The 13447-nt window shown below is 50.3% G+C and carries 11 protein-coding genes and 1 pseudogene; 8 read left to right on the top strand and 4 right to left on the bottom strand.

Annotated features, from left to right (window positions below; translation table 11 throughout):
- Window positions 1–63 precede the first annotated feature (63 nt).
- Window positions 64–1134, top strand: coding sequence for a D-alanine--D-alanine ligase family protein (locus tag ACM1PF_RS17255; protein ID WP_416676699.1), 1071 nt, complete (start codon window positions 64–66; stop codon window positions 1132–1134).
- A 186-nt stretch (window positions 1135–1320) separates the two neighbouring features.
- Window positions 1321–2067: a hypothetical protein gene (locus ACM1PF_RS17250; RefSeq protein ID WP_416676496.1), complete on the top strand. Its 747-nt coding sequence runs from the start codon at window positions 1321–1323 to the stop codon at window positions 2065–2067.
- Window positions 2068–2227: 160 nt separating this feature from the next.
- Here the strand turns inward: ACM1PF_RS17250 and ACM1PF_RS17245 are convergent, their stop codons facing one another.
- Both ACM1PF_RS17245 and ACM1PF_RS17240 read right to left on the bottom strand, forming a co-directional pair.
- Window positions 2228–2554, bottom strand: a complete 327-nt coding sequence (locus tag ACM1PF_RS17245) for a DUF2973 domain-containing protein (protein ID WP_416676495.1) — start codon at window positions 2552–2554, stop codon at window positions 2228–2230.
- Window positions 2555–2834: 280 nt separating this feature from the next.
- The gene (locus ACM1PF_RS17240; protein ID WP_416676494.1) at window positions 2835–3161 is read right to left on the bottom strand and encodes a DUF2605 domain-containing protein; all 327 of its coding nucleotides are present in this window, start codon (window positions 3159–3161) and stop codon (window positions 2835–2837) included.
- Between the two features lie 330 nt (window positions 3162–3491).
- On the opposite strand from ACM1PF_RS17240, the gene ACM1PF_RS17235 reads away from it, so the two are divergent.
- From ACM1PF_RS17235 to map, 3 genes are all read left to right on the top strand, one after another.
- On the top strand, window positions 3492–4247 hold the full coding sequence (locus ACM1PF_RS17235) for a hypothetical protein (protein ID WP_416676493.1): 756 nt from the start codon (window positions 3492–3494) through the stop codon (window positions 4245–4247).
- Window positions 4248–4291: 44 nt separating this feature from the next.
- On the top strand, window positions 4292–4855 hold the full coding sequence (locus tag ACM1PF_RS17230) for a hypothetical protein (protein WP_416676492.1): 564 nt from the start codon (window positions 4292–4294) through the stop codon (window positions 4853–4855).
- Between the two features lie 226 nt (window positions 4856–5081).
- The gene (gene map, locus ACM1PF_RS17225; RefSeq protein WP_416676491.1) at window positions 5082–5864 is read left to right on the top strand and encodes a type I methionyl aminopeptidase; all 783 of its coding nucleotides are present in this window, start codon (window positions 5082–5084) and stop codon (window positions 5862–5864) included.
- Between the two features lie 123 nt (window positions 5865–5987).
- Here the strand turns inward: map and ACM1PF_RS17220 are convergent.
- Both ACM1PF_RS17220 and ACM1PF_RS17215 read right to left on the bottom strand, forming a co-directional pair.
- A pseudogene (locus tag ACM1PF_RS17220) lies at window positions 5988–6874 on the bottom strand (SDR family oxidoreductase).
- A gap of 4 nt (window positions 6875–6878) precedes the next feature.
- Entirely contained in the window at window positions 6879–7526 is a 648-nt protein-coding gene (locus ACM1PF_RS17215) for a GNAT family N-acetyltransferase (protein WP_416676490.1), read from the bottom strand.
- 642 nt (window positions 7527–8168) lie between these two features.
- Here ACM1PF_RS17215 and ACM1PF_RS17210 point away from each other — a divergent pair.
- From ACM1PF_RS17210 to ACM1PF_RS17200, 3 genes are all read left to right on the top strand, one after another.
- A complete protein-coding gene (locus ACM1PF_RS17210; RefSeq protein WP_416676489.1) occupies window positions 8169–11768 on the top strand; it encodes a response regulator in 3600 nt (1199 codons plus the stop codon).
- A gap of 270 nt (window positions 11769–12038) precedes the next feature.
- Entirely contained in the window at window positions 12039–12401 is a 363-nt protein-coding gene (locus ACM1PF_RS17205; RefSeq protein WP_416676488.1) for a septal ring lytic transglycosylase RlpA family protein, read from the top strand.
- A gap of 518 nt (window positions 12402–12919) precedes the next feature.
- Entirely contained in the window at window positions 12920–13447 is a 528-nt protein-coding gene (locus ACM1PF_RS17200) for a phycobilisome protein (protein ID WP_416676487.1), read from the top strand.

Below are 13447 nucleotides of genomic sequence, written 5' to 3'. Positions count from 1 at the left end.
GCTCAAATTGGCGAAGGATTGTGCTACTATCTGCGATCAAACTCGTCGGTGGGAGGATGGATGATGGCAAAGCAAACGATCGGGCTGCTGTTTGGCGGCTGCTCTGGCGAACATGAGGTGTCCATCAGTTCAGCGAGGGCGATTAGCCGTGCCCTAACGACTCCTCCCAATGCTGATCGATATCAAATTCTGCCCTTCTACATTCAGAAGAATGGCGAGTGGCAGTCTGGTGAAGTGGCCCAACAAGTTCTAGCATCGGGTCAACCCCTGGCAGTTGCAGAGCAACCCGATCGCGTGTCTCGCTCCCATCTCTGGCAGTTTCCGGCTAACGTGGCGGAGGTGGATCTGTGGTTCCCCATCCTGCATGGCCCCAACGGTGAAGACGGGACGATTCAGGGGTTGCTACAACTGACCCAAACGCCGTTTGTTGGATCGGGTGTGCTCGCGTCTGCCCTGGGAATGGACAAAATTGTGATGAAAACTGCCTTTGCCCAGGCTGGTTTGCCCCAGGTGAAGTATCTCACGGTTCATCGTCACGAAGTCTGGTCTAATCCCTGTATCTTTCCAAAGTTGTGCGATCGAATTGAGGCGGAGTTAGGCTATCCCTGCTTCGTCAAACCGGCAAACCTGGGATCTTCTGTCGGGATTGCTAAAGTGCGAACCCGATCGCAGCTAGAAGCCGCTCTAGACAGTGCTGCAAGTTACGATCGCCGGATTATTGTTGAAGCGGGAGTCACAGCGCGAGAAGTGGAATGTGCTGTGCTGGGCAATGATCAGCCGCAGGCCTCTGTTGTGGGCGAGATTACCTATACCAGCGATTTTTACGACTACGAAACGAAATATACCGAGGGAAAAGCCGATTTAGCGATTCCTGCCCCCTTACCTGAAGCCATCACTGCCCAAATTCAGGAGATGGCGGTACGAGCATTTCTGGCGATCGATGGAGCGGGAATTGCCAGGGTTGATTTCTTTTACGTAGAGCAAACGGGCGAGGTTTTGATTAACGAGATTAATACCATGCCAGGCTTTACAGCTACCAGTATGTATCCGATGCTCTGGGCTGAAAGTGGCATTTCTTTTGTTGAACTCGTCGATCGGTTGATTCAATTGGGACTGGAGCGAACTCAGCGGTAGGGGGCGATCGCCTGCGAGGACTGCAATCCTGCAATCAAGAGCGGGGAAGCGGAGCAAATATTTTGCGATTCGCAATGCTGCTAGTGTTTATCTGCCCTACCCATAGCCACCCCCACCATATGTGTTTAGAATGCTTATAGAAGCATTAGTATTCGCGTGCTTTGGGTTAATAAGGGTAGGGGAACCATGAGCAAGCATTCAGCATCTGATCGGTATGGATCTAATCCATTGAAGTCTGAGGAACGCACCAACGCTCGACGTTCAATTCTCCCTGATCTGCCTCCCTCTGCTCCAGACTCCCCGCGATCGCACCAACCCGATTCCGCACCCCTGACCATGCGTGCCCTGCGGAATTGGCTGCATCCTTTTGTCTGGATTGGGTTAGGTTGGGGGATTTCGATGCTTGTAGCTGGAATTGCAGCAGTTCATCTTGTGCAGATTGAACCCCTGGAAGAGTCGGCCCACCCACCTGCGCTATCGGAGAGTTTATCTCAACCCTCCATCGAGCAATTCCCTGGAGCAGACGATCGAGATTCGATTCAAGCCAGAACTCCCCAAGCTCAAGTCACCCCCGCAGCCGACAATTTGCCCTTTTTAACGCTAGGACTGATGGCTTTTAGCTGCGCGATCGGCTGCTTCTTAATGTCCCATCGCTCCAGATCAAAATCTATAGGAGGACGATCGATCACTTCGCCCAACTACCGTCAATTACCCCGTAACCCTTCTGGTAATCGCAAGCGGGTTGACTTCTCTAGCCGCCAGCCCAATTTATCCCCCGCGAAACCCGGAGATTCCGTTACCAGCCATTTCTCAACCCCTGCTCCCGTGGCAATCCTCCCACCTGATGAAGCTCACCCTCTCGACTGGGATGAACCAAGCGTGGCAGACAATCTGGATCTGCGCCAACGTCGTCCACTATCCTACTGGCTGTAGCTGAACTGCAAAATCAGTTGGATCGAAAGCCTGGATGAGCCGGGTCTTCGCTACTTATAACCGTAATTCTGACGGGAAGCCATTCACTCAAGTCAGCTCTACCAGAGAATCAGCTAAACTAAAAGGCTCTTTTCAGAAACCTACTGACCTACTGCTTACACTAACCCTGAGCCTCATCATGGGCACCATCTGTGTACCCCGGAGAAGCGTTGTAAAGTTCGTCTAAATGCTCCCTGGCATCTTCAACGGTCATAGAACGCATGACCAGGAAGGGTTCATTCACAACATTTCCCTGCTCATCGAGTAACTCAGGATGAGGAATCGATCGCCCCTGAAATTGTCGGGAAGAGGGCTGCGAACTGAATCGTCCCTGATTGCCGTAGGAGCGCTGGGACTCTACTCCCAACAGCATTAAGTTCCGAATTAAGTTCCCAACCGCCAGAAAAGCCAGAATTGTAAAAGCGAGAATGTAAATTATGTGCAGCATAGTTATCTTTGCTCTCTAAGCTGAGGACAGGTAGGCAAGATGATGAGTATCTGCTTGATCTGCATTCTGATTTGCATCAATGGTTTGAGTGCGATAACCCAGGTCTTTAAGATCCCCATCCTCAATTTATATTTCGATCGCTAGTGGGTTGACACCAACAAACCTTTACCCAACTACTATTCTCAGCAACGGTCTACCCTACCTGTATTGTATGCAACATTTTCTTAAACGATCTGTTATCAGTCTCTCAGATTTCTGCGAGAATCTGAACCCAAATTTTTTAGAAATCAGACTGTTCTGCCCGGAATCGCATTCCCACCTGCCAGCACTCTGTTACTAAATGATGCCAGGGCATTAAAACGTTGGTGTCCAGCCCCACCTGCCCATTCGTCACTTTCAACATCATCTTCGCCGTTTCGACTTCCTGCTGGGCTTGCGTAACCCGGCACAGCAAATCAGATTGCCCTTCCTCACCCAAAAAATTCACTTCCTGACTTTCCAGGAGAGAGCGCGATCGGCTGAACCAGTACTGAAAGTCCTCTAGCAACGGTTCTAGCAATTCCTTGACAAAATCTGGCTCTGGAGAATTGAACTGGGGACTAACCATGAATCTAAACTGAATTCCTCTCGTTATTAGCTTAACGTAATTCATGTTTCTTAACAATTCTTCAGGCAACCTTTAGAAAACTGCACTGGCTGCTCTGAATTTTCTACTATTAAAATTAATTTGTCTCAAACTGCTAAATTTGTGTCTCGTTTCAGTTGAAGCCGATTATGATTTTGGTTGAGTTTACTCATGATGGGTTTGGACGGGATGGGTTAAGCGCCAACCTGAATCGATCGAGCTTTGGTGGAACTCTGGAATGCTCGTCAGGAGCCAGATCCGGTTTGCGAGGGTTTATAAGAATCTTGTGTGAGGGATGGATGAGGAGTTGATATGAAAAGTCTGACAAATGCGCAGAAATTGCTGGTTGTACTGGTTGGGTTTTCGCTGGTTGCAGGATGTTCTCGTGAGGTTGCATCAGAGTCCCCTGATGAGTTGGATTTAGAGAAGGCCGCCGTAGATGCTGCTGAAGCTGAAGCTGAAACAGGTTCTCAATCCTCCCCCTCAACGCCCGATCGCACATTTCCATTTCAAAGTGCTCCAGTGGCGGTTAACTCATCTCCGTTGCCTGCTCCCAACCTGATTCCACCCACAACAACGCCTGAGCGGTTGCCGCAGGTTGCCGCAGGTCGAGATGATCCATTTGCCAGCATTGCAATTTCACCCAATGTAACTGTTCGTAACCGTCCTGCCCCTCAGGTGCTCTCTGTCCCTGCGGCTCCGCCGCCTCTGCCTGCCCCCTCTTCAGCTCAAACCCTACCGGCACTGCCTGCTCTGGAAGCTCCCCCCCTGATTGCAACTGAGCCATTTCCTTTGATCGCCACGCCCCCGGTAGCTCCCCCCTCCCGCCTGTCTGAGGCGATCGAAATTAGCGGTGTAGTTGAGGTTGGGGGCAAGATGAGTGTCATTATTCATGTACCCGATGAGCGCAGCAGTCGTTATGCAGCGGTGGGAGATTACCTGGCAAATGGCAAAGTTTTAATTAAGCGGGTTGAAATGGGAGCGGAACCCACAGTTATCCTAGAGGAGGATGGTGTCGAAACAATTCGGTATGTGGGGAGCAGTAGTTCTCTGGCAGGATTGTTTTAGCCTACTGTCAGGCTCAAGATTTCTCAGACTATGGGGTTGATGCGATGAAGCCAGTTCCCAATCGTGTAACGCAAGCTCCGATCGATCAGGGCAAGCTCAATTCGCCCAGGGGTAAATCCGCTTCTGGCTCGACAAATGGATCTGAATCCCTGAGTTATCAGGGAACTTATATTTGTCCAATTTGTAGACACGGTCATATTTCTAACCTGGCATTAATGGATGCCTTTGCCTGCAACTTCTGTCGGCACATTTTTACCGCAAACCTGAATAATCAGTCTGTTCAGGTGGTAGATAGTTCTCAGCCGATGTCGTGGCGGTGGAATGGGCGAAGTTGGAAGGCATCCTACCATGATGATCCCAGTCTAACGATCGTGATCTGGTTGGTCAGTATTGTCTTAGTAACGCTACCCGCCTCAATCGTCTGGGTCATGTCCTATCTGTTTCCCCCCTTACCCGGAAGTGCCTGGGCCTGGTTCCCCCAGGTTTGGCTGGGGTGTACGCTGGGAGTTCATGTCTTGATGGTCGGGTGGTTGCTGGCAGAACATTATCAGTTGCCGCTTTATATTACGAATCGCATTCGGTTGCGATCGTGGATGGGTAGACGTTAGGAAGATGAAGTTAAAAAGCAGGTCTAGCCTTTGCTCATCAGGCTTTGCCAATCAGGCGATCGTTCCCTTGGTCAGCAAATGACTTCGCTACGGAAATCATGCCCTTCTTTGGCTTGTCCACGCTCTGCGAACACGCTTCACTCCTCCCTGTGGCCATCGCCCAAGTCTACATTTAAAGCTAGTGTAGAGAGATGTAAAGCAATGTAGCCGTTCTGATATACCCTTCATGGATAACGAACCGATCGTCTTGTTGTCGAAGCGAGAACTGGAAAAAATGCGTCAGGCTGGACGTTTGGCAGCCGAACTGTTAAGCTACCTCGAACCTATGGTGCAGCCAGGGGTCAGTACGCTTGAGCTAAATGATGCAGCGGAAGAATGGACGCAAAAGCATGATGCTAAAAGTGCGCCATTGGGCTATCACGGTTTTCCCAAGTCGATCTGTACGAGCGTTAATGAAGTTGTATGTCACGGCATTCCCAACGCCAAACAAACTTTGAAGGCGGGCGACATTATTAATATCGATGTGACTCCTCTGCTGGATGGCTATCACGGCGATACCTCTCGGACGTTCTTCGTGGGTGAACCTTCTCCTCTAGCACGACAATTGGTTGAAGTGACGGAAGAATGTCTGTGGCGTGGGATTCGGGAGGTCAAACCAGGGGCAAAGATTGGCGATATCGGGGCGGCTATTCAAGAATATGCTGAGTCTCACGGTTTTTCAGTCGTGCGGGATTTCGTTGGTCATGGGGTGGGACGAATTTTCCACACAGCTCCCCAAATTCCCCATTACGGAAAACGGGGAAAAGGGCGAAAGCTAAGGGCTGGGATGGTGTTCACGATCGAACCCATGATTAACGAAGGAACCTGGGAAGTGGAGGTTCTATCCGATAAGTGGACAGCGGTCACCAAAGACCGCAAACTGTCTGCCCAGTTTGAACATACGATCGCGGTTACTGAGGATGGTGTAGAAGTGTTAACACTGAATCCAGCCCTGGTGTCCACATCCTGAGGAAATTGGGATTTACGCATTTTCTGAGGTGATACATCCCGTTGGGCAGGGAAGGGTATGCCTCTGCGCTTTGCGTAAATCCTGGAAGCTTAAACCGTTCGCATAGGCGGATGCCTCAGCCGCCTAAACACTCAAATATCGGCGCAGAAATCCCTCTAGCGTTTCTAACTTAAATCCAAAGGCGGTTTCTAGCCGATCGACTTCTGGCTGAGTGATGAAGAATTCGTTGGATAGGAGCGTTCTCAGGGTACCAAGCGATCGCTGCGTGTCGGGACTGAGCAACCCTAGTGCCGATCGCACGCCATCTAGCAAGAAGAGGGGCGGATTGATGACGATCGGTTCTCGATTAAACACTCGTCCAAAAATTTGAGCGATATCTCCACGCTCCAGAATTTCGGCCCACCGACTGCAAAAACCTGATTTTGGGCTGCTGGGGTGGTAGCTGACTCAACGGCAATTCGAGCTAAATCATCGGTACTGACGATCGATGTGCGAGTTTTTGGATCGCCAATCAGCAGGTAAACCCCCGTTTGCTGGAAGCGTTCTGCCAGGGGGAGTAAATTGGAGGCAAACCCAGAGGGGCGCAAAATCGTGTAACTTAATCCACTGGACTGGAGGTATTTTTCTACCGCCCATTTAGCCTTGAACACGGGCGCATCTTCGTAGCCGCGATCGACCCCCAGCACCGAGATAAACACAAAATGCTTCACACCTGCTGCTTTTGCTGCGTCAATCAAATCAATATTGGCGCGATAGTCGATCGCTTGTGCTCCCCCTTCGGTCGAGGCATTCGTTCCGTGGGCGCTGATGATGTATTCCACCCCCTGACAGGCTTTTTGAATATCGCGTTCCTGCCGCAGATCACCAATAAACAGGTCTGACCCACGCTGCTCTAATTCTCCATAGCGAGACGTGAGTTGCACAAACGATCGTACTGGCAGTTCCCGTTCCCGCAGCAGCCGTACCACTCGACGGCCCAGTCCTCCCGTTGCTCCAGTCACTAAATACATAGTTCTATTTCGCCAAACGTTTATACAACAGTAGTTGTCGCGGTCGTCCTAAAACAAACCCAATTGGGTTGATATTGATTGCTTTCAGTCTATACCCTGCCTTCCAATACAGCCGTCTTGCCCGATGGTTATTTTCTAAAACATGCAGATAAATTTCCTGGAAGCCCCAGTCCAACACAATCCGTTCACAGGTATGCAATAGCTGTAGGGCAACTCCTTTCCGCCGACACTCGGTCAACACAGCTAGATTAGAGAGATAGGGATAGCGGGACTGCAAAAAGGGATTCAGCGATCGACTGCGGACTGATATCTCCACCGTTCCAACCGGGCGATCGAGTTGCTCTACCGCTAACGATTCATCTGTATTCCGCAAAATTGCGACCAAACAAGCATAGTGATGGGTCTGGCTATAAAGGCGGCTGCGCAGGTCTTCATAAATCCCAATTCGCAGAAGGGGGTAAAGCCAACCCAGCAGTCCCTCTGGGGAGTGAAAGCTACTCGCCAGCACATCGGCAATGCTTTGCAAATCCTGGTGACGCACCGTTCGAACCAGGAGTACGGAATTTGCAGTCTCAGATTCCCATCCCGATGTGATTGGTGGGAGGGGGGAACGTGCATCAGAGGAGGAAGAGGGAAGATCAGGTCGCTGCATGCCCCTATTTTAATCTTGAGAACTTGACCTGGGGAACACAGTAAATGTAGGAACTATAAACTTCCCTGGGCTGGTTGACCCGCTACACCCCCTGCGAATGAATGGCAGGCTATAAAATCTAGTCCATTCAAATCAACTCAATCTCTCTTCACACCCAATTGACCTGCAGTCGCTCCCCACTTCCCCCCTCCCCCCTCCCTACTCCCTACTCCCTACTCCTCACTTTCCCCCTCCCCCCTCCCCACTCCTCACTCCCAGTTAGCCTTCTCCCCAAAATGGGCATCTTAAACTCAGGACTTGAGTTCCATACGGGTTAACTTATGTAAATAGATTGCCATCCTCTAGACAAACTGCCCAAAGACCAAGCAATAGACTAAATTGGGTGCATCACAATATCGCCAGATCTACCAAACAGAGCTAATTTCTCCAGCATCTTGAACGCCAGGCCCTTTGAAAAACCGGCGATTGGATGCTCAGGTATTCTGCTTTGTACTGAACCCACTTGTTCACTGACGCAATGGACACGATCCTCGCCCAGACTTTATTTTCTCTGCCCAATCCTCTGACAAACTCATTCACGATAGTTTGTGTTGGACAGAACGCTATTTCTATATGACTGCCCTCACAGGAGGAGCGCGGTGCATGAAGTCTCCAGACCACAGCAAGCCGAAAATTCTGGTCGTTGATGATGAACCAGATAACCTAGATCTGCTCTATCGCACCTTTCACCGAGAGTTTAAGGTACTGAGGGCGGAAAGTGGCCCTGCGGCATTAGATATTTTGGCCCAGCAGGGTGAGGTAGCAGTTATTATTTCTGACCAGCGGATGCCCTATATGAGTGGGACAGAGTTCCTCAGCCTGACGGCCACTCAGTATCCCGATACGATTCGGATTATCCTCACAGGCTACACCGATGTGGTGGACTTGGTTGAGGCAATCAATTCTGGAAAAGTGTTTAAGTACGTCACGAAGCCCTGGGATGATGAAGAACTGAAGGGCGTAGTGCGTCAGGCTGTTGATACCCACAATGTTTTGAAGGCTCGTACCCAGGAACTGCGTCGAACGCTGCGGCAGGAGTCTTTACTGAATGCGGTGACCAATACCATCCGCAGTGCCCTCAGCTACCGTCAAATTTTACAGACGATCGTGGAGACGCTAGGGCATATGTTTGAGGTAGACTGCTGCATCCTCCGTCCATTTCAAGAAGGACGCTTGGAGGATGAGTGGTTTGTGTTTACCGCCCGATCGCAGCCTTCAGGGAGTTCTGATCCGCCGCTCGATTCACCGTTGCCCGCCCAAGCCTGGGACTTTAGCCAACTGGCGCAGACGGTTTGGGAAACTAAAGATGTACTGGTGATCAACGATGCCAGCACAGATGAACGGGTGAGCCAGGAAGCCAGTTTGCAACGCCATCAAGCCTTTCAAGCGACTCAGATTGCTTCTAGCCTGGTGGTTCCGCTCATTTTGCAGCAGGAACTCATGGCAGTGATTGCGCTCCATCAATGCGATCGCCCCCGGACATGGCAGGATGACGAGGTGCAGCTTGTGGTCATGGTGGCAGATCAGGCGGCGCTGGCCCTGTCCCAGGCTCGCGCTTATGAGCAGGTGAGGGCCCTGGCCAAGCGGGAGGCATTGGTTAATACCATTACCGCCGCCATTCGATCGAGTCTGGATCCACAGGAAATTTTTGCCGCCATTACATTACAACTGGGGCAAGCACTTCATGCGGATGGTTGTGCCCTGTCTTTATGGACAGAAGAAGATCAATATGTTCAATGTGTGGGATTACATGATGCGACGCAAACATCGCTCCAGCCAAATCTGAGCGATGTCGAGGAATCTAACTCCAGCCATGCTGCCTTTCCTGCCCCACCGTCACCGGAGTCTCCCTGGACAGGGGCATCCCCTCAACCGATCGCCGATCGCCCGTCTTCTCATTTACCTCAATCCCTGGTGCCGATCACTGGCAATCCTGTCCTTCAGCAGGTATTGCAGACCCAGGCTCCCGTGGTGATCGACGACTTGAGCCAGCATTCAGAGATGAATATTCTGGACTTGCCGCTCCGATCGCCCGCTCGCGCGTTGCTGGTTGTGCCATTGCTATACAACGGTAAGATTATCGGCAGTATTTCGCTACGACAGATGCGCCATCCTCGCCGCTGGCAAACTGCTGAAATTGAGTTAGCCCAGGCGGTAGCAGCCCAGGCAGCCATCGCCGTACAGCAGTCTCGGCTGTATCAAACCACACGCCAGCAGGCAGAGCAACTCCTGGAACTCGATCGCCAGAAAACTGAATTTTTTCAAAATGTTTCCCATGAATTTCGGACTCCGTTGACGCTGACGATCGGGCCTGTAGAATCGGCCGTCACCCAGCAGCAAGGCCTCTCTTTAGATCAGTCCGTCATCGCTCTGCGAAATTCACGGCGACTCTTGCGCCTGGTCAATCAACTATTAGATCTGCAACGATTGGATGCTGGGCGAATGCAGCCGCAGTTCCGTCCCTGTCAGCTTTTAGAAACCGTCTCACAAGTTGTAGATTCTTTTCGTCCGTACTGCGAGAAAAAGCAAATTAGTTTGCAGACGGTTTTGCAAGACTGTCCTATGGTTTACCTGGATCTGGAAAAATTTGACAAGGTGCTATACAACTTGCTTTCCAATGCGATCAAGTTCACTGAAGCGGGTGGCACGATTGAAGTGTTACTCCGTCCCGAAGGGCAGCATTGTCAGGTTCAGGTGAGAGATACCGGAGTCGGTATTCGTCCGGATCAGTTGCCCTATTTGTTCGAGCGGTTCCGTCAGGCGGATGGTTCTGCTAGCCGCAGTCATGAAGGGAGTGGCTTAGGACTGGCTCTGGTCAAAGAACTGGTAGAACTGCATGGAGGGCAGGTCACGGTGGACTCCGTTTATGGACAGGGGACAACCTTTACCCTCTGGCTACCGGCAGGCATGGCCCATCTGCCCTCCCATCAGGTGATTGAAATTCCAGCGGAATTGGAACAAACCCGGGCAACGGTGGAGTTAGCCGATGTTGAAACAGAATTACAGGATGAAGCAGAGAGTCGGCCAGGTCACACTGCGCTGAATTTAGGTTCAGGGACTGCGATCGAAGTCCCTTTGCCCCATTCCCCAGACCGTTCCCTCGCCGTATCCTCTGAATCCTCCTGTTTTGCTGCGAAGGTGCTGGTCGTCGAAGATAATGCGGATATGCGGAGTTACATCTGTAGCGTGTTGCAGCGAGATGGGCACGAAGTCTATACAGCCCGGCATGGGGGTGAGGGTTTGCAGGTTGCCCAAACTTTACAGCCGCATTTGATTGTGACGGATCTAATGATGCCGATGGTATCAGGATTGGAAATGATACAGCAGGTGCGCCAGGATACAGTTTTGCGAGGCACGCCAATCATTCTGCTGACCGCCAAAGCGGATGCAGATACGCGAATTGAAGGGGCAGAAAAAGGGGCTGATGCCTATTTATCTAAACCGTTTAACGATCGAGAACTGCTGGCGGAAGTGCGTAATCTCCTGGCGCTGAAGGAAAATGAGCGGAAGGTGGCTGAACTCAATACCTACCTGACGAAGTCAGTCCTACGCCGATTTTTGCCACCGCCTCTGGTGGAAAAAGCGGCTCAGGGTGAATTAACGCTGGATTTACGGCCTGAACCTCGGATGATCACGGTGTTATTTAGCGACATTATTGGTTTTACTCAGCTATCTAATACGCTTCGATCGCGCAAGGTGGCTGAACTGCTGAATGAATACCTGACAGAAATGACCCACGCCATTTTTGAGCATGGGGGCACGGTAGATAAGTTTATGGGTGATGCAATCCTGGCCATTTTTGGCGCACCGGAGGAGATTAGCCCCAATGAGCAGGTCAGACGGGCGATTGCAGCGGCTCGGCAAATGTACCGCACTCTGGCTAATCTGAACGATCGCTGGCAGGCGCAGGGAATTGAGCAACTCGTCCAGTTTCGCTGCGGCATTCACCAGGGAACAGCAGTTGTGGGAATGTTTGGGGGTGAGGAACGGGCAGACTATACAGCGATCGGCCCCAGCGTCAATATTGCAGCCCGGATTCAGGAGGCCGCCGAGGCAGGCACCATCCTGGTTTCAGCCGCAGTTGCGGATTACCTGGAACTGGAGGAAGATGCCATTACCAAGTGCAGTCCGCTGAAGCTCAAGGGTGTGGATGAAACGGTATTGACTTTCTCGATTCATCCAAGCCCCCCTAAGCAGAGGTAAAGTTCGTTTTAATTCCTGCCAGGACAACGAACCTCTAAAACGGGATAAATTGACTTATAACTGGCTAATATTAACAAATTGCCGGTTTATCATCGTAACCTCCAGGCGGAGATTTCATTGAAAAACTTCATAATTTTGGAGCTATCTTTACAAAATTTTAGATGGACAAAGAACTTTGGGTATGTCAGAGCTGAAGTTTCAGGCAGAAGACACCCGGCTGTGACAGTTTAGGTGGAGTATCTATCATCTAAATTATTGTTAAGTTTACCTATGCAACCAGCTTTAACGTTCCTAAAAGTATTGACGATGTCGAGTATTAGCTGCTTTGGTATAGCGGCTCCAGTGAGTGCTGCGACTGAATGTGGAACTGCAACCTATTATGATCACTCAGGAATAACTGCGAATGGGGAAGTTTATAATCCCGGCGGATTAACTGCTGCCCATCCCTGGCTTCCCCTGGGCAGTTGGGTTACTGTTATCGATCAGGATACAGGTTTATCTGTGAATGTGCGGATTAACGATCGTGGCCCCTGGGTTAATGGTCATATTATTGACCTGACTCCGGTAGCAATGAATGCGATTGATCCCCACCGGACTTCTGATATTCGCTATGTTTGTTTATATGAGCAATAGCGATTTTAGGTGGGAGCATCCCACCTTTGTAATAGGGTGAAGATTAACCCACCCCTGCCCCTCCCAAGAGGGGATTTGATGGACATTCTCCTGGTTGAGTAGGGATTTCTCTAGAGTTTCCCCTCCTGGGAGGGGTTAGGGGTGGGTTCCAACGTCTGATTCCATCAGATCTTTCTATCCGATCGCCCTGATGGGGAAAGGGGTTGCTGCGAAACTGGGATGCTCCCATTTTAGGTTTTGGATGTTTTTAGGTAAGGAAAACTGATACATTGCTGCGGTCTGTCCAGATCGAAAGTTTGCCCATTCGCTTTCGTTCTAAATATCAGAGCAAGTGGAAAGAAAATGACGGATAAGCCCGACAATACGAAATTGCCCCAATCATTTTTGATCGCTTTTCGTCGCTAACAATCACATTGGAAAATATATCACAATGAATGATTTGTCCAATTGTCCAATTGTTCATTGTTGAGTAGATTGGAGCAACAGTTCGTGTTGCTGATTTTTTGCTATTGATTTTTATGCTAAGTCAGTTTGAACATCTGGAACGGGTCATCGATGGTCGCTATGCCACCGATGCAGAACTGCAATTCATTACTGATTACGTCCGATCGTTTCAGATCCGTTTTCAAACCTACCTGAAACTTCAAGAACTGGAACTGATGCTGCTACAGCAAACCTACCGCAAAATCCAGTTGGTTGCTCCCGACTTATTGAGATACAACAATGCTGATATGAGTGCCAAGTGGAAGCAAGACACAATTCGCGTATTACGTTACACCGCGATCACCGTGCTGCTCAACGATCCAGACACGCTCAAAGAACGATTGCTATTGTGGTTTAGAAGCGTGATGCAGGCTTTTGGAACTGAACGCAGTTGTGATATGACCTATCAGATTTTGCAAAGTCTCATCTGCCAACACCTGCCTCCCAATCAAGCAGAACTAGTGATCCCAGTTCTGGAGCTAAATCGTCAGATGTTAGGGAGTAGAAATGAAGATTCAGCTACCCATTTCCCTGATACGGGCAGCTTCCGCAAATTCCATTGA

The sequence above is a fragment of the Egbenema bharatensis FJBBOT/2019 genome (assembly GCF_048077055.1).
In the GTDB taxonomy this organism is placed as follows: Bacteria; Cyanobacteriota; Cyanobacteriia; order Elainellales; family Elainellaceae; genus Egbenema; species Egbenema bharatensis.
The sequence above is the reverse complement of the archived record's forward strand: the minus strand, read 5'-3'. Positions and strand labels throughout refer to the sequence as shown.